A 17,853-nucleotide genomic window follows, 5' to 3' on the forward strand; every position below is an offset into this window, starting at 1 on the left:
CTTCTGTCACAACCTCGTTCAACGCTCAAAAGAAAAATGGTTTAGATAGTTGTGGCAGTTTTTAATAAAGTAATAGTAGTGGGGGACAAAAGCACCGATGGGACTCGAAAAAATTTTAGGAGAATCTTGCGATGAAAGAATATACAAATAAGAAAGAATTAATTTCTGCAATCAAAAGTAAATATGAGCTGTATATCAGAGAGTTTGCAGATATTCCGGAAACTAAAAAAAATCTGAGAATAGATGAAGCAGACAGAACGCCGTCAGAAAATCTGTCTTATCAGCTTGGCTGGATAAACTTGTTGTTGGATTGGGAAAGAAGAGAGAAGCAGGGGAAAACAGTTCAAACACCTGCTGAAGGATATAAGTGGAATGAGTTAGGCGGGCTATACCAGTCCTTTTATGAAAAATATGGTCAGATGACACTATTGGAACAACAGGAAGCGCTGTTAAACGGAGTGGAGGAACTCTGTCGGTGGATAGATTCTTTATCCGATATAGAATTGTTTGAGCCTGAACAGCGTGGCTGGGCAACGACGAAAGCAAAATGGCCGCTGTATAAATGGATTCATATTAACACAGTTGCTCCATTTACAAGCTTTAGGACAAAAATTCGCAAATGGAAAAAGTACGCTTTATAACGATTCATCAAATGGAGGTTTATAGAAGAAGTTCGAAGTAAATAAAATAATGAGATGGTTTGAAAATGGGCAATATCTTAAGACTAGACTGATGAGTAGATATAATAAAATCTGTCTTTAACCTGTTATGTTATTCTGAACGTAGTTAAAACAAAAGGGAGTTGGAAAGAATAACATGTATTGTTGCTGGTACACTCTGTATTGAGCAATCTGTTTCTGCTCGTACAACGGTTAGGTCAGCCTTCTTTTTTAGGGAGGCTGTTTTTCATTTAGGCATAACCTCGAATATAATCTGGAGTAATCAAAAGCTGCAAATCCATCTTTTAAATCATAGAGACAGATTTTCTGTTATTTATGATTTTTTTGTTTAGCAAATGCTTTTTTGATTTAATAAATTCATTCACCTTTTTTATTTCTCAAAAAAAAAAGTGGGTATTAATTTTAGTCGCTATCTCTTTTATACTGTGCTTGTAAGGTGTAGAGGAGGAGCGGATCGATGAAAGATTGGTTAAATATTGCAGGAAAAAAAGTGATTGTTACAGGCGGTTCATCGGGAATTGGAGCCAGTATCGTAGATGCATTGCTGGAAGAAGGCGTAAGTGTCGCGAATTTTGATTTAAAAGAGAGTTCAAAAAAACATGAAAACATGATGTTTTTGGCAACAGATATTTCTTCAAAGCAACAGGTGGAGGAAAATGTCCGGAAAGTTGAAGAGCTGTTTGGAGCAGTGGACGGATTAGTGAATAATGCCGGTATCAATGTACCCAGATTACTGGTGGATGTTGAAAAGCCGCATGGGGAATTTGAATTATCCGATACAGTCTTTGATAAGATTTTCGAAATTAATCAAAAAGGTCTTTTCCTGATGACACAGACAGTTGCCAGAATCATGGTGAAGAACAAACACGGCAGTATCATTAATATGTCATCGGAAAGCGGATTGGAAGGCTCGGAGGGTCAGAGTGCCTATGCAGCAACAAAAGCAGCTGTCAACAGCTATACCCGCTCATGGGCTAAGGAGCTGGGCAGGATGGGGATTCGAGTGATTGGAATCGCACCGGGAATTATGGAAGAAACAGGGCTGCGGACAATAGAATACGAAACAGCTTTAGCTTATACCCGAGGGATCACGGTGGACGAATTGCGCAAGAATTACAGTAAAACAACAACTATTCCTCTGGGGAGAAGCGGTCGGTTGGATGAAGTAGCTGATCTTGTGTGCTACTATTTGTCAGATCGGGCAAGTTATATCACTGGTATAACAACTAATATTGCAGGCGGTAAAACAAGAGGTTAAAGCGAAAGAGAGGGGAAGAGATGACGCTGGTGAATCGCTGGTATCAAATTTTACAGTATTTTATTGCTTACGATCGCCTGACGCGTGAAGAGCTTCAGAAGATCACTGCTACAACTTCCCAAACAGTCAAAAAAACGATTCAGCTATTGAATGAACAGCTGGATCATATCGCTAAAATTATTGAAAAAGAGGGCTTCTATCAGCTGAAGGTAATTGACACCCAACAGTTTGAAGCGGTGATGAATGGTAGTTTGAAACAGCATGTGGACCTTAATTCCAGCTCCAAGCGAATAGCAGTTCTGATTGACTGCTTTATTAAACAAAACGACTATATTGTGATTGATGATCTTTCAGATTTGCTTGGAGTCAGCCGTTCTACTGTCAATAAGGATTTACGCAGTTTAAAGCAGCTGCTGGCAGAGTATGACAGTACCTTAATCGGGACGCCGAACAAAGGACTTCTACTGAAAGGACAGGAAGAGAACCTGCGGATGCTTTATTTATATCATGCATATGATTATCTGGAATATACGCCATTAAACGGATCAGTACTTCAGCTAATTGAGGAATTATCACTGACAAAGAAACTGGATTTTCGAATGGTCGGTTTATTGAAAAAAGTCATTACCTTTACGATGAAACGGATTCATTCAGGGAATAGCCTTTCCATGAAAATTCCTTATTATGTGAATTATTTTGCTGCAGATCCGCAATTGGAAATGCTGATGATTGCGTTGGAAGAGAATTATAGTCTGACCATCAGTCAATATGATTTTGATTTCCTCTGTTTTCCGTTAAATATTTTCAATAATAATGCTGTAGATGATTGTTTTTCAGGGGAAATGCAGGCTGCTGAACTATTTCGCGGAATGATGGAAACTATTCGTGAATCAGTGATTCTTACACTTGATGAACAAAAATTATTCAGTCAGCTGAAATTACATTTTATGTTTTTGATCAATCGGATTATTTTTCGCGTTCAGGCTTATGATCTTTTTGGTCATGATTTTAGAAATAAATTGGCTTTTGCCTATGAGCTGGCTGATTTGGGAATTCAAGCACTCTCAAATTTTCTAGTGAAACCGAAACAAGAAGCAGAAATAGCTTATTTGGCTGTTTATTTCGAGCTGGCGCTAAAAAATGAAAGTGATGACGAGGACTTCAAAGAAATTGCAATTATCTGTAATACAGGAAAAGGAACCGCCTTAATGATTAAAAGACAATTGAGAAATGTTTTGGGCCCCAATATTCAAATTGTTCATTATTCAGAAGAGGCGTATAAAACGGAAGAGCTGAACTGTTATTTTGCCATTTTTACGACGATTCCATTAGAAGAAACGAAAGTACCGACGATAATGATTAAGCTGACAGATCTGTTTAATGACAGCTGGCTGTTGGGAGAATGGAAACGGATCATCGCTTCAAAGGCAGCGTCTTTTAAAAATATACAGTTTAACTTTGAGCTATTGGCAGTGGAAAAATCCTATGAAGAAAATCTGACTGTTATGCTTGAAAGATTAACTGCCGAAAAGCTGGTGGATGAAAAATTTGCTGCATATATTCTCCAAAAGGCACAGGAGGACTCAGCTGTTATTGAAAATGGGATCGCATTTCCCCATGGTATAAACAATCAAAGTGATCAAATTATTGTCTCAATCGGTTCATACAGAGAAAAGGTTTCGTTGGAAGAAGTCGAATTAATTTTCCTTGTAGCTATTCCGGTTAATTTAACTATAGACGCAGAGGATGAGCTATTAAGCTTTTATGATACGATTTTTCTGATTTCTTCTAATCCGACTCTGCGAAAACAGGTGCGGGAAATCACGTCTGAAAAAGACTACACGTGTTTGTTAACGAAAGGAGAGCGCTGATATGAACATTCTCTTTCTAGGTGTCATTGCTATTATGGCATATGCCATTCAAATGATTTTAGGACTGAAGCAAATTAAAAATTTTAATACTGTTTACTCACGAATGAGGCGAAAAGGGAAAGTTGCGATTGGCAGAAGACCCGGAAAAATTGTTTCCGGAACCATCCTTTTATTGGCTGTTGCTTCAGATGGAAAAATCACTAAAGCTGAGATGATGCAGGGAACTTCAATTTTGGCTCGTTTTAAAGAACGACCGCAGTTTGTCGGACTGAATATTCATGAACTCTCAGAGAACCATCCTTTACTTCTAAAAGAGAATAAGCTGACTCGTCAAGCGGCACTAAACGCAAAAGGAATCTATTTAGACGTGGAAAAAGGAGAGTTTCAAGAGAGGCAATCTGTTTCACCAGTGATGAATCTTGGAATACAGCTGTCGATAGTTAAGAATTCAGTACAGACAGCATTTACAGAAAGAAAAAGCTGCTTTGTTTTTCGAAGAAAAAAGGAGTGATGTCCTTTGGTCTGACGAGGTTCAAGTAGCAAAAATTATGTTTTTCTATAAAATAAAATATATTATATTAGGACATGTCTGAAAATTATCGAAGTATCCGAATTTTTGTGGAAACCTAGATTTACTCAATAAAAAAGCTGGCTTATTTTAGCGTGTTCATTTTTCTATAAACAAGGGTTGGAAAAATAGGACTAATTTTCGTACGTATGCCAGCAATCTCCTAGAGATGTCATATAAATGTTTAGCTCATTTCTCTCAATCAGAGTATTGCATACCATCCTGCTAACTGACTTTCTACTACGGAAAAATCTTGTATCTACGAGTCTCACTACACTTCGTTTCGATCTCATCAATTTCTAAATGGCAGAGCCATTAAGAATTGAAGGACCGTGTTCGATTCTCGATACAAACGCATCTACTTGGAAAAGTGTTGGCAGCTACCTCCAAAAAGTGATTGAATGTTTACACATTCATCAGATTGGCGGTTCGCATACCATCCCACTAGATGTTCCTGCATCAGCGGGATTGGCAATGCAGCTCATAAGTGAATATTTATAACAACGAGTTTCATAAAAATAATGAGAACATTCGCCACTAGAGTTCTCAGACATGTCCCAGTATGAAGGAGTGTATAAGAATGAATTATCTTATTAAGTTTGCGGAAGGGTTCATGGGACTTTTCCAAACCGGAGCAGAAACCTTTATCAGCTGGATGACTGGCATTGTTCCGGTTGTTTTGTTGCTGATGGTTGCGATGAACACGTTGATTGCATTTCTGGGAGAGGCGCGTGTAACAAAAGTCGCCAGAGCTTCTTCCAAAAATCCGTTTACCCGTTATCTGATTTTGCCGTTTGTCTCAGCATTTATGCTTGGAAATCCAATGTCTTTTACAATGGCCCGTTTTTTGCCGGAGTTCTATAAGCCAAGCTACTATGCATCTCAGGCACAGTTTTGCCATACAAGCAATGGCGTGTTTCCTCATATCAATCCGGGGGAGTTGTTCGTCTGGATGGGGATTGCGCAGGGGATTACTGCTTTAGGACTAAATTCAATGGAGCTGGCTATACGGTATCTTCTTGTGGGGCTGGTGATGAATTTTATTGGCGGCTGGGTGACTGACTTCACTACTGTGTTTGTCTGCAAACAACAGGGAGTGACGCTTAGCAAGGACGTTAAATTAGTAGACTAGGGGGAAATAGAATGACGTACAATCAAATTAAAATAATAAAAGGGTCAGGTGGCTTTGGCGGACCTTTGATTATCACACCTACGGAAGAGAAGCATAAGTTTATCTATGTAACAGGCGGCGGAGAAAAACCAGCGATTGTTGATAAAATTGCAGAGCTAAGCGGTATGGAGCCTGTCAATGGATTCAAAACATCTATTCCTGATGAAGAAATTGCTCTGGCTATTATTGATTGCGGAGGCACATTGCGCTGCGGGATTTATCCTAAGAAGAGAATCCCTACTATCAATATTGTACCGACAGGGAAAAGTGGTCCGTTAGCCCAATATATCACAGAAGACATTTATGTATCTGCTGTGGGAGCAGAGCAGATTGTGCTCTCGGATGAGGTCTTGTCAAAAGCTGTTTCCGAGGCGCCGAAGGAAGAAAAGAAATATACGTATTCTACTGATAAAAAAATAACAGAGCAGCGTGCCGAGCAGCAAAGCTTTATTGCCAAAATCGGGATGGGGGCTGGAAAAGTGGTGGCAACCTTCAACCAATCTGCCCGTGAAGGGGTACAAACTATGATTAATACGGTTATTCCTTTTATGGCGTTTGTATCTTTGCTGATTGGTATTATTCAGGGATCGGGAATCGGAACGGTCTTTGCCAATATGATGAAACCTCTGGCAGGTAATGTAATCGGTCTGATTATCATCGGTTTTATTTGTTCACTTCCTTTCCTATCGCCTCTTCTGGGACCAGGGGCAGTTATCAGTCAGATTTTAGGAACATTGATCGGGGTGGAAATTGGCAAAGGAAATATTCCGCCGCAGCTGGCACTGCCTGCGCTGTTTGCGATTAATACGCAAAATGCAGCTGACTTTATTCCTGTTGGTTTAGGGCTGGAAGAGGCAGAAGCTGAAACAGTGGAAGTTGGAGTGCCATCCGTTCTGTATTCCAGATTTTTGAATGGGGTACCACGTGTTATTGTAGCCTGGCTGGCAAGCTTTGGAATGTACAGTTAAACTAGCAGTTGTTGGGAGAGAGGATAAATGATTTTTGAAACGTACGTGACAAACATTGGTTCAGAAGCAGACATGTTTCGGGAAGAAAATATGCTGATCTTTTTTGGTGATGAAGCTCCTGAAATGCTGGCTGATTACTGCTACAATATTGAGTTAAAACCTTCATCCGGAGAAATTCTTCCGGGAATGGACTTTGTTTTCGATAATCAGAGCTATAAAATTACTGCCGTGGGAGAAGTGGTCAAGAAGAACTTGGATGCTCTTGGACACATTACTTTGCGGTTTGATGGTTCTAATAAGGCAGAATTGCCGGGTACACTCTATGTGGAAAGGAAAACAATGCCAGCAATTCAAGTAGGAACAACAATCGGTATTAAATAAAAGAATTTCTTTCTGATTTCAACTCCGTTTTTTTTATGATGAGATGAAGTCAGGAAGAACTTTTTTAATGTGCAAAGGTCAAGCTTATCGCTTAGATAAGGGCTTACGCTCAGCTGATGACTTTCTGCTGCCTGGAAGATGCACACAGCAGAAATTATAATGAACAAGAATGAAAACGAGATGATGCGGCGTGGCATGTTTCTCTCATTGAATTTTGAGTGAAATCAACTGCTATTTCGCTATTTGATTGTCAGCGGATGCAGTATAATACGGATATGAAGAAGGAGGTTCGGTCATGAAAAAACTCATTATCAATGCCGACGATTTCGGTTATACACCTGGTGTCTCGCTTGGTATTATTGAAGCACATAACAAGGGAATTGTGACTTCGACGACAGCATTAACTGTTTCAGATCATTTTCTTGAAGGAATGAGACTTGCATCACAGCTGGCTCCTGGTCTGGGAATTGGTATTCATCTGACTTTGACATTGAATAAAGCAAAGCCTATTCTCAGAAAAGAAGAGGTACCTAGTCTAGTTGATGAAGAGGGGTATTTTTGGAATCAATCGGTGTATCTTGAAAAAGTTCGTCCAGAAGAAGTGAGGCTGGAGTGGGAAGCGCAGATTCTTCGCTTTTTAGAAAGCGGGAGAAAACCTGATCACTTGGATTCCCATCATTACGTTCACGGAAAAGTGGAAGAGCTGTTCAATGTCACACTTGAACTGGCGGAAAAGTATCGGCTGCCCATCAGAAACTGCAGTAATGAAGAGACCTTTGTAAGCTATAGATCAAGAAATGATGACTATCAAACCACGGACTGGACCTTTTTGGATTTTTATGGGAAAGCTGCTACACTCGAAGTTCTCGAACGGCTCTTTGATGAAGCTGTCAAAAGTGACAAAGAGATTTTTGAAATAGGCTGCCACCCAGCCTTTATTGATCCATACTTGCCGGAGCTGTCCAGCTATTGCATGGAAAGAATCAGCGAACTGAAGATTTTGACATTGCCTGAAGTGAAACAGATGCTGAAAAAACGCGGAATTCTGCTGACGAATTATAATATTTTTTATTAGAAGCTGTAATGTAGATTCCAAGTAAAAATAATTCTTGAAAAAGAGCCCCACTAAAGTCATTGACTGTCTGTACAGATAGCCAATGACTTTAGTGGGGCTCTTTGTTAATGATTGGCAGGAAGAAACAGTTATTATCAGTAATTGGAAATCAATTTGAGTCAAGTTGTTGAATCTGGTTTCTCTAAATAATCCTTTTAGACATGCGTTCCTGTAATTGATAGTCATTATAATTTATCAGCATCTCGACAGCAATAAAAAATGAGTAAATGTTAGTTCGTAATTATAAAAGGAGTGTAGGGGTTCGAATGTATATATGTCATAAAGTATGTTAAATGTTGAGTTTTCTAATTTAAAGTCTGAACTATGATTTTTATAATGAAAATAAATAATGATATTATATAACGAATAAACTATTTTAAAATAATATGACATGAGAAAATAATTTGCAAATAGTTTTTGTTTCGTATATTTTTCTTGAACGATTCTTAAAAAATTTATTTTCATATGAAAAAAATTAATTATTCATTTAAAGTACTATATAAATTTTATTTAATAGAATAATATTCCTAATGGTTTTGCAAAACAGCCATATAATGTAGTATTATTAACTTGGTCATTTTTTTGAATAAAATTATTTTAGGAATGAGGAGATTATTTTGAAAAAGAGAAAGTTTTTAAAGTTATTTGTTGTAACTGTCTGTCTAAATTACAGTGCACAAATATTACCGTTCCATAGTATAGTCGCAGAAGCAACTTCCGGTTATGAAGATAACATGGCAGGGGATATTATAGAACAAGATATATCGATTGCTGAGATACCTGTTGAAGCTTCTGTTGCTGAAGAAGCTATTGAAGTTCTTGTTGCTGAAGAAGCTGCTGTAGCCGAGTCAGTAGTTGTTGAAGAAGAGGCAGCTTTTGTTGAAGCTCCTGTAGAGAATGAAGTTCAAAATATAGTGGAAGCAGAGCAGTTTGAGGCAGCAGAGTTGGCACCTGTCGAAGCTGGTATTTCTCCGGCAGATGAAGTAAGTGGAATTACCCCGACAGCTGTTGTAAATAATTTTGATATCAGCAGTGATGGGAATGAAATGATACCAGGTCAATGGTACGATTTACCAACTTATATTTCAGGAAAATATCTAGCTGATAACATTTTAAATTTTGTAGAATCCTACGAGGTAACATTAACGTCTTCAGCAAGTTCCGTCACTGTGGTTCCAACTGTTATAGATGGGTCATTTTATTTAGATGTCTCAGGCTTTAGTGATGGGGAATATACAGTGCAAATAAATGCAATAGGTTATACTGACTGGGGAGATGGAGAGCTGGATCCCCAATACTGGACCACTCCAATTAAAATTGAGCTTAAATCAACAGATGCTGCAGTTATACCAGATGCAACATATAACCCCAATTCAATTGATACAAGTTTCCAAGGAGACGACAACAACTGGGTAATAAAGAATGAAGCAGGCGAAGTAGTTGCTCAAGGTTCTGGTGAAGTCATTGATGACAGTATATTGTCAACGTTGGGAGAAGGAAACTACACAGTAGAAAACACTGCGACAGCGACTACTAAAAAGGGTTCGGAAGTTCCGCCAACAACTGTAACTGGTACTTTCACCATCCGCCATCCTGAAAGTACAACGACTGTTGATAAACCAATCAATCCTGACTCCATTACGGGAACACAGAAAATTACAGATTCAGTGTTAACATGGGAAATCAAAGACAGCAGCGGAACAGTTGTTGCATCAGGTACAGGCAGTGAAGTACCGCAGGATACGATTAAAGGTCTGGATGAAGGCGACTACACAGTAGAATTTACCGAAACAAGTCCTGAAGGTGAAACACATACTTCCAGCGGATCATTTACTGCCAGATACCCGCAGAGTTCTACTAATGTAGATCGAGAATACAATCCGGAATCAATTACCGGAGGACAAAGATTGCCGGATTCAGAACTGACATGGGAGATTAAAGACAGTGAAGGAAATGTCGTGGAATCTGGAACAGGAGATGAAGTTCCGCAAACTGTTATTGATGGACTTGGGGAAGGTTCTTATACGGTAGAATTTACTGAAACAAGTACTGAAAATCTAACATCGGTAACAGAAGGAAGCTTTATTATTCGCCATCCTGAAACAACAACAACCGTTGATAGACCAATCAATCCTGAGTCAGTAACAGGAACGCAAAAAATTCCAGATTCAGAATTGACATGGGAGATTAAGGACAGTGAAGGAAATGTCGTGGAATCAGGAACAGGGAGCGACATACCACAAGATATTATCAGTGGTCTTGAAGAGGGTCCTTATACAGTAGAGTTTACAGAGACAAGCCCGGAAGGTGAAACACATACCTCTGATGGAAGCTTTACCGTTCGTCATCCTGAAACAACAACTACAGTAGATAAACCAGTCAATCCTGAATCGATTACAGGAACACAGAATATTCCAGATTCGGAATTGGTATGGGAAATCAAGGACAGCAACGGCAATGTTGTGGAATCAGGAACAGGGAATGAAGTTCCCCAAAGCATTATTGATGGACTTGAAGATGGGGACTATACAGTGGAATTTACCGAAACAAGTCCTGAGGGCGAAACACATACGTCAGAAGGGACATTCACTACTCGTCATCCTCAAAGTACCACAACCGTTGACCGTGAATATAACCCTGAGTCAGTTACTGGAGGACAAAAATTACCAGATTCAGAATTGACATGGGAGATTAAAGACAGTGAAGGAAATGTCGTGGAATCAGGAACAGGAAATGAAGTTCCTCAAAGTATTATTGATGGACTTGAAGAAGGTTCTTACACGGTTGAATTTACAGAGACGAGTACGGAGGATATGGTTTCAGTAACAGAAGGCAGCTTTATTATTCGTCATCCTGAAACAACGACAACTGTTGACAGACCAATCAATCCTGAGTCAGTAACAGGAACGCAAAAAATTCCGGATTCAGAACTGACATGGGAGATCAAAGACAGTGAAGGAAATGTAATAATTTCAGGAACAGGGAATGAAGTACCGCAAGACATTATTAAGGGGCTTGAAGAAGGCTCATATATAGTGGAGTTCGTTGAGACAAGTCAGGAAGGTGAAACACATGCAACGGAAGGAAGCTTTACCATTCGTTATCCTGAAACAACAACTACAGTAGATAAGCCAGTCAATCCTGACTCCATTACAGGAACACAAAAGATTCCAGGCTCAGAATTAACATGGGAGATTAAGGATAGTGAAGGTCGGGTGGTGAAATCAGGAACTGGAAGTGAAGTACCGCAGGACATCATAAATGCTCTTGAAAACGGAGAGTATATTGTAGAATTTACTGAAATAAGTCCTGAAGGTGAAACACATACAACCAATGGCAGCTTTACTGTTCGTCACCCGGAAGCTACTGTATCAATTGATAAAACAGAAAATCCGGATTCTATAACAGGTGGACAGAAGATACCAGACTCAGAACTAACATGGGTAATTAAAGATAAAGATGGTACAATTATTGCAGAAGGAGCTGGGAATACAGTACCACAGGACGTTATTTCTGGTTTGGCCCCAGGAAATTACACAGTGGAGTTTACTGAAATAAGTCCTGAGGGAGAAAGTTCTGTAGCTATCCAGGAATTCGTGATAACTGAGGCAGTTTTAGCAGATCCGGTCGATCCGGCAGAATCAACAACTCCAGCAGAGCTTGCAGGGACAACTGTCACTGGAACAAACAATGCGAAACCGGTAGGCAGCAATCCAACTACAGGCAAAAAGACCCTCCCACAAACAGGTGAAAGTAATCCGACATGGTTGGCTTCATTTGGTGCAATGTTAGGTCTTACAGGATTAGCAGGTTTTGTTCGCAGAAGAAAAGACGGCGAAAACTCATAGTTTATAGTTTTTGACTATATAAGTAAATATGGGTTAGCGACAGTCGTCTTAACCCATTAAAAGCACTTCAATCGAAAGGTTGAAGTGCTTTTGATTTTAAAAACAGGGTGTAAAATGATAGTGTTGCTTAAATAAAATCTGTTAGTATCTAAAGTTGATCTTAATTTATGATGGTTGCTAAAGATAAATTAAGGATAGCTTTTAGTTGTTTTTTCTTTTTAAGTTGGTTTATAATTCAATTGAGCGAAATTTTATTTCGTTTTATAGATTAAAAACTTGAAATTTTAATTCGTATCATTTATATTATATGTGTAAGCGATTCAAAAAAAGGGGAGACGTACCGTGTTAGAAAAACTGGAAACAGAAAAACGGAATAGTAAAACCGAAAATCTGGATCATTCATCCGTAAGAGAAATCATTGGGATGATGAATCAGGAAGACCAAACAGTTGCTGAAGCTGTTTCAAATGAACTGGACAGTATTGAGAAAGTAATAAATGCTGTTATCGATTGTATGGAGAAAGGAGGAAGTTTATTTTATATTGGTGCAGGTACCAGCGGACGGCTGGGTGTTCTTGATGCTGCCGAATGTATCCCCACATTCAATACAGATCCAAAATTGTTTCAGGCACTGATTGCTAATAAATAAAGAAGCTATCTGTGTGATGAGAATAGTTGAGACGGCATGTTATTACAAAGGTTGAACTGCTACAAATGTTATCGAGTTAAATATTTATATTTTTTTGGTGTTGTAATTAGTTCTAATGTATGTTATTATTTAGTTTGTATCAAAAAAATAGGAGGTGTTTAATTATGCTAAGCGAGTTATACGAGGAAGTTTCTATGGAATTTTTAGAAGAAGTAGAAGGCGGAAATTGGTTTCTTGACTGGGTAGGCTGGGGAAGTCAATGGGCTGATACACTTGAGTATTGGTAGAATAAATCTTTTTGTGAAGAAGTAATAAAAAGAGAAAGAGGTCGTGACAAGAGTCCAGCTTCTAGTAAATAAGAAGGAATTCACGAACAAATTTTTGGTGAGTTCTGATCTATTATTGAAGATGTTTCTTCTGTAACATCGTCTTAAGGATGTGACATACTTTTGGTACGTCCTCTTTTTTTTATAAAAGGAGATAGATATGTATTTAAAATTAAAAGAAGTGATTCCTTTTTTAGAAAATAATAATAGGGAAGACATTATAGAAATACTAGATACTATGGAATCTTTATTACCATTATTTTTTGAAGAACCATTTGCTGTGGATAAAAAATTGAATGAGCAGCAATTTTTAGAAAATATTCTAGAAAATTACGATAATATCCAAAGTAATATCAAAATTAGTGGTTTAATAATGGTTAGAAATCAAGAAGTAAAGATTAAAGCTGCAATAAATTCATTAAAAGAATTAGTTGATGAATTAGTGGTTGTGGATACAGGATCTACAGATAATACAATTAGCTCTATTAGAGAAATAGATACAGACAAAATTAAATTTTATGAGTATGAATGGGAAGAAAATTTTTCGTTTATGAGAAATAAAATATTTAGTATGACCACGGGAGATTGGGTGATTATTCTAGATTCTGATGAAGTTTTTACTAATAAAATTTCTTATAAAGTACTAAAAAATTTGTTAGGTTTTGTAACAGTATTAACAGAGAATAGAGATGTTAGTTTACAAATACAAGCATTTTATCCAAATTCCTCACGGTTTATTTTGCCAGATAGAATAATAAAAAAATCAAATACTGTAAAATTTTACGGGAAAGTACATGAAGAACCTAGATCAACTACAGCAAATCCACTTAAAAGAATACAATCAAGGATATCTGTAGTTAATGCTGGTGCATCAAAAGAAGAAGTAAAACGATTCAACAAAGAATCTAGATATGCTAAACTTACTAAAGAAATGATTGCAGAAGAACCGAATAATCCGCGTTGGGTAGTACTATCTAAGCCTGATGCATTTGAAGATTTAGGAGATAAAAAATATTATGAAAATCTTCTATTGCAGCACATAAAGGTTAATAAAGACAAACCTCTATCTAAAAAAAATGTAAATAATACTATCTATTTGAAACCATTACTTGATAGATATGTTCTGTGCTTAATGAATCGAAGTGATTCCGTAGTTGCACTGAAAGCAATCAAACTAGGAAAAGAACTATTTCCAAACAATATAAATTTCATTATGTATGAATATGCTGTTAAAAAAATTAATATTGATATTGAAATGAAGTGTTTGTTGGATAACCTGCTTTTTGATTTTGATTCATTAGATCAAAAAAAATATGTTCTTGAATCTCAGAAAAATGATGATTTTTTGAAAATTATTATAGTAAAAATGTTAATCAGTTTAGGTAATTATGAAAAGGCGGCTAAGATTTTTAATTCTATTTCAGATCCATATGCACTAGAATCCTTAACAAAAGAAAAAAAATACTTGAATATTGAAGGATGAGAGAATGAGTTATGTATTTGTCAAGCAACAAGATAAAAAAGATTGTGGAGTGGCTTGTTTAGCCATGATTTTAAAACATTATGGTTCGGATACATTAATTAATGAATTAAGGGATATTTCTGGAGTTACTTCTAATGGGGTATCCGCATTAGGTATGAAACAAACTTTAGAGAAATTTCATTTCAAATGTAGAGCAATAAAAGGAGATATTTCCATATTCGAAAATGAAGAATTATTATTTCCTTCAATTGCTCATTTGATTAATAAAGATGGAAGTTTTCATTATATTGTTATTCATGAGAAAAAAAGAAATAATTTAATTATTGCAGATCCAGTTATTGGTATAAAAGAAGTAAGCATTGAGGATTTTAATAGTGTATGGACGGGATTATTGTTATTAATGGAACCTAATGAAGAATTTGTCCCTCATAAAGTTAATAAAATGAATATACTATGTTTTATGCCATTGTTTTTAAATAATAATTTTATTTTTTTGTCCACATCAATTATTTCGATCGGTATATTTGTTACATGTGTAAAAATATTTTTTGTTGCAAAAGGAATTCTTCAAGGAGTAGTGTTAGATGACCTGAGAAAAAATATTCCTTCTCAAGTAATATCCTCAATTATCTTTATAACTTTATATTTCATATTAAAATTTATTAATGAAAATTTGCAAGTAAGTTTCAGACAGAGTTTGAGTCAGGACATTATTAAGTGTTTATTTAGTAAGTTAAAGGAACTACCAGACTCTTTTTTTTCACATAGAGAGACAGAGAATATTTTTTCAAAAATTCCGAACATAAGGGAAGTTGTTTTAGGGTTATCTGCATATATAAATATAATCTTTAATACGATACCTATGATACTGTTTCTTTTGTTTATGATGTCAAAACATAGCTTTTATCTACTTTTATTATCAATAGTTTATGTGACTATATATGTTTATTTCAAAAAAACTTATGAGATGCATTTAGCTAAAGTTAATAGAAAAGAAATTCAAAAAGGTATAGCTTTTAATAAAGCTGCATTTGAAACATTAAATATAATAAAAGAACAAAAAGATAGGCGATATCTACAAACTGATAAGTTAGAATTGTGCTTGGAGAAATTTCAAAAGGCAGGTAAAAAAACTCAGACTTTAATAATTTTGAATAAGTATTTGCAGATATTGTTAGTTGCAAGTAATTTATTGAATATATATTTTATTAGTGTATATATCATTGATAATGGAGTTTTACAACTGAGTCAATATATATATTATGCCGTTTTGAGCAGTTACTTTTTATTGTATATAGACAAATTAAGTATGTCATTGAACAAAATTTCTAAGGGGAATTTAGCTAGTATAGATTTATTTGAAATTCTATACTTGTAAGGTAGATTTAAGGTGAGGGATTAAGCTGTCTATGAAATATATATAAATACTATACAAGGTCTATTGAATAATTAAATTTTCTTACTCTATCGCCATTTAACACCTACATAAGGTTACAACAGGATCTTTCCGGGGAGGTTCTGGTGAAGACACAGGAGGACTTAGGGCAATCATCAGAAGCTAAAGAAGCGATTGCCATGACCATCTTAGCCAATCAAACGCTGCATCATCAGCCGGGCAATGTTCCTTCAGCAACGGGTGCTGAAAGAGCTGTTCCATTAGGAAGAATTACGTACTATCAATGAATGAAAGAAACAATCATCATGAAAATTGATGATTGTTTCTTTCATTCATGCGATAATAACAGAAGAAGCAAGAGTGGACAGAAGGAGTTGGAGCAATGAGCGGAGAAAATATTCTGGGGAGAATTCGCAGTATTATTGATATATTACCAGGTTCTGAGAAGAAGATCGGTCTGGCTGTTTTGGAAGATCCTTCTGCAGTGATAGGTATGACAGCTGCAGAGCTTTCGAAAGTTGCAGGAGCCAGTCCGGCTACGGTAATTCGTTTTTGCAAAAAAATAAATATTCCAAGTTTTACGCAGTTGAAAATAAAATTATCTGCTGAGATTGACTCTCCTGTTCAGGAAGGCTATTCAGATATTACAGAGAATGAGTCAATTCAGGAGTTAAAAGCGAAGCTTTTGGCAAACGCCTACCAATCAATGCAGGAAACGGTTGCTTTGATTGATGAGCAGCAGGTGGATCAAGTAGTTGATTTACTGATTAATGCACCCATTATTTATGTTTTTGGTGTGGGCGCTTCCTCACTGGTTGCGGAAAATATTTTTCAGAAATGGAACAGGGCTGGAAAAACGGTGGTCTATGTTCGTGATCCGCATGTTTTGATAACCATCCTGATCTCAGCACCTGAACAGGCTGTTTTCTTTGCGATTTCCAATTCAGGAGAGACCAAGGAAGTCCTTCAACTGGTGGAACTTGCTAAAAAATATCAGCTTCATACGGTGGGACTGACGCAGTTTGGAATGAATTCACTGGCCTCAAAAGTGGAGCTGCCGCTGCAGACAGTTCGCTCAAATGAAGCGGTTGTCCGGAGTGCAGCAACCACTTCTCTGCATAATCAGTTTATCGTTATTGATATACTCTTTTATGCTTACGCATCAAGAAACTTTGATGAGATGATTGACCGTATTCAGGAATCAAAATCTGAAGTGAGACAGTTTGATAAGAAATGAAAGTTGAACAAAAGAGTATACTGAAATAGGAAAAATAAAATTGTAAAGTATTCAGTGCAGCAGAAGGAGAAAAAGGAAACTATGAGAAACATTAAACTGACTGTCGAATATGACGGTGGAAGATATCTTGGCTGGCAAAGGCTTGGCAATTCAGATAAAACCATTCAGGGGAAAATAGAGAATGTCTTGAAACAAATAACAGGAACCGGTATTGAAATTATCGGCTCTGGAAGAACAGATGCGGGAACTCATGCAAGGGGACAGATTGCCAACTTTAAAATGGATACGCTGATAGAACTGCCGGAGCTGCTGAGTTCCTTAAATCACCGGCTTCCACAAGATATTGTTGTAAAAAAAGCAGAAGAGGTTCCTGAGAGATTTCATGCGCGGTACAATGCAACCGGTAAGAAATACAGGTATCATGTGTGGAACGATGCAATTCCGTCAGCATTTGAACGCAATTACAGTTTCCACTATATGGAGAAGCTGGACATGACTCTGATGAATGAAGCTTGCAGTAAACTGATTGGTACTCATGACTTTATCGGTTTTTCTTCTCTGAAAAAAACAAAGAAGTCCACTATTCGGACAATTAACGAACTATCCATTCAAAAAGAAGGAAGCATGCTTTATTTTACTTTTGTCGGTGATGGCTTTCTGTATAAAATGGTTCGAATTATTATGGGCACACTTCTTGAAATTGGAGCAGGTAAACTGCCGCTGGAAACGATTGACGAAGTGCTTGAACGAAAAATCAGAAGTGATGCAGGGATGACAGTACCCTCTCAGGGACTGTTCCTGGAAGAGGTTTATTATCGTTGATTTTCTGCTTAAACGAATGACAAAATGAAAAAAAGGCGACCTATTTTTATACCGTCCCCCAAAAGTTAGAGCCAAAATCTAA

Annotated in this window: 15 protein-coding genes and 1 pseudogene; all 16 read left to right on the forward strand. The window is 37.0% G+C overall.

The window, feature by feature from the left end; translation table 11 throughout:
- The first annotated feature begins 131 nt into the window (after nt 1-131).
- The 16 genes and pseudogenes from LI951_RS12120 (at nt 132) to truA (ending at nt 17,771) form a co-directional block, all read left to right on the forward strand.
- On the forward strand, nt 132-641 hold the full coding sequence (locus LI951_RS12120) for a ClbS/DfsB family four-helix bundle protein (RefSeq protein WP_202067617.1): 510 nt from the start codon (nt 132-134) through the stop codon (nt 639-641).
- A 496-nt stretch (nt 642-1,137) separates the two neighbouring features.
- Nucleotides 1,138-1,938 (forward strand): SDR family oxidoreductase, encoded by an 801-nt coding sequence (locus tag LI951_RS12125; protein ID WP_229442342.1) that lies wholly within the window; start codon nt 1,138-1,140, stop codon nt 1,936-1,938.
- Nucleotides 1,939-1,958: 20 nt separating this feature from the next.
- Entirely contained in the window at nt 1,959-3,809 is a 1,851-nt protein-coding gene (locus LI951_RS12130) for a BglG family transcription antiterminator (protein WP_229442343.1), read from the forward strand.
- Nucleotide 3,810: 1 nt separating this feature from the next.
- On the forward strand, nt 3,811-4,320 hold the full coding sequence (locus LI951_RS12135; protein WP_202067620.1) for a transcriptional regulator GutM: 510 nt from the start codon (nt 3,811-3,813) through the stop codon (nt 4,318-4,320).
- A 637-nt stretch (nt 4,321-4,957) separates the two neighbouring features.
- Nucleotides 4,958-5,509, forward strand: a complete 552-nt coding sequence (srlA, locus tag LI951_RS12140) for a PTS glucitol/sorbitol transporter subunit IIC (protein ID WP_229442344.1) — start codon at nt 4,958-4,960, stop codon at nt 5,507-5,509.
- 11 nt (nt 5,510-5,520) lie between these two features.
- Nucleotides 5,521-6,516: a PTS glucitol/sorbitol transporter subunit IIB gene (gene srlE, locus LI951_RS12145; protein ID WP_229442345.1), complete on the forward strand. Its 996-nt coding sequence runs from the start codon at nt 5,521-5,523 to the stop codon at nt 6,514-6,516.
- A gap of 27 nt (nt 6,517-6,543) precedes the next feature.
- Nucleotides 6,544-6,897 carry a PTS glucitol/sorbitol transporter subunit IIA gene (locus tag LI951_RS12150; protein ID WP_202067623.1) on the forward strand — a complete coding sequence of 118 codons (354 nt, stop codon included), beginning with the start codon at nt 6,544-6,546 and terminating at the stop codon, nt 6,895-6,897.
- A 295-nt stretch (nt 6,898-7,192) separates the two neighbouring features.
- A complete protein-coding gene (locus LI951_RS12155) occupies nt 7,193-7,972 on the forward strand; it encodes a carbohydrate deacetylase (RefSeq protein ID WP_229442346.1) in 780 nt (259 codons plus the stop codon).
- Nucleotides 7,973-8,628: 656 nt separating this feature from the next.
- Complete coding sequence (locus tag LI951_RS12160) at nt 8,629-11,859, forward strand: LPXTG cell wall anchor domain-containing protein (RefSeq protein ID WP_229442347.1); 3,231 nt, start codon at nt 8,629-8,631, stop codon at nt 11,857-11,859.
- A 342-nt stretch (nt 11,860-12,201) separates the two neighbouring features.
- Nucleotides 12,202-12,498 (forward strand): annotated as a pseudogene (gene murQ, locus LI951_RS12165) (N-acetylmuramic acid 6-phosphate etherase); the annotation flags it as partial.
- A 173-nt stretch (nt 12,499-12,671) separates the two neighbouring features.
- Nucleotides 12,672-12,794, forward strand: coding sequence for a hypothetical protein (locus LI951_RS15155; RefSeq protein ID WP_267491736.1), 123 nt, complete (start codon nt 12,672-12,674; stop codon nt 12,792-12,794).
- A gap of 199 nt (nt 12,795-12,993) precedes the next feature.
- Nucleotides 12,994-14,316 carry a glycosyltransferase gene (locus LI951_RS12170; RefSeq protein ID WP_229442348.1) on the forward strand — a complete coding sequence of 441 codons (1,323 nt, stop codon included), beginning with the start codon at nt 12,994-12,996 and terminating at the stop codon, nt 14,314-14,316.
- A 4-nt stretch (nt 14,317-14,320) separates the two neighbouring features.
- Complete coding sequence (locus tag LI951_RS12175; RefSeq protein ID WP_229442349.1) at nt 14,321-15,694, forward strand: cysteine peptidase family C39 domain-containing protein; 1,374 nt, start codon at nt 14,321-14,323, stop codon at nt 15,692-15,694.
- A 107-nt stretch (nt 15,695-15,801) separates the two neighbouring features.
- Nucleotides 15,802-15,999, forward strand: coding sequence for an anhydro-N-acetylmuramic acid kinase (locus LI951_RS12180; protein WP_324254789.1), 198 nt, complete (start codon nt 15,802-15,804; stop codon nt 15,997-15,999).
- A 95-nt stretch (nt 16,000-16,094) separates the two neighbouring features.
- Nucleotides 16,095-16,949, forward strand: coding sequence for a MurR/RpiR family transcriptional regulator (locus tag LI951_RS12185; protein ID WP_229442351.1), 855 nt, complete (start codon nt 16,095-16,097; stop codon nt 16,947-16,949).
- Between the two features lie 81 nt (nt 16,950-17,030).
- Complete coding sequence (gene truA, locus LI951_RS12190; protein ID WP_229442352.1) at nt 17,031-17,771, forward strand: tRNA pseudouridine(38-40) synthase TruA; 741 nt, start codon at nt 17,031-17,033, stop codon at nt 17,769-17,771.
- Nucleotides 17,772-17,853: the final 82 nt, after the last annotated feature.

The organism is Enterococcus sp. BWT-B8 (assembly GCF_020567625.1).
Classification (GTDB): Bacteria; Bacillota; Bacilli; order Lactobacillales; family Enterococcaceae; genus Enterococcus_L.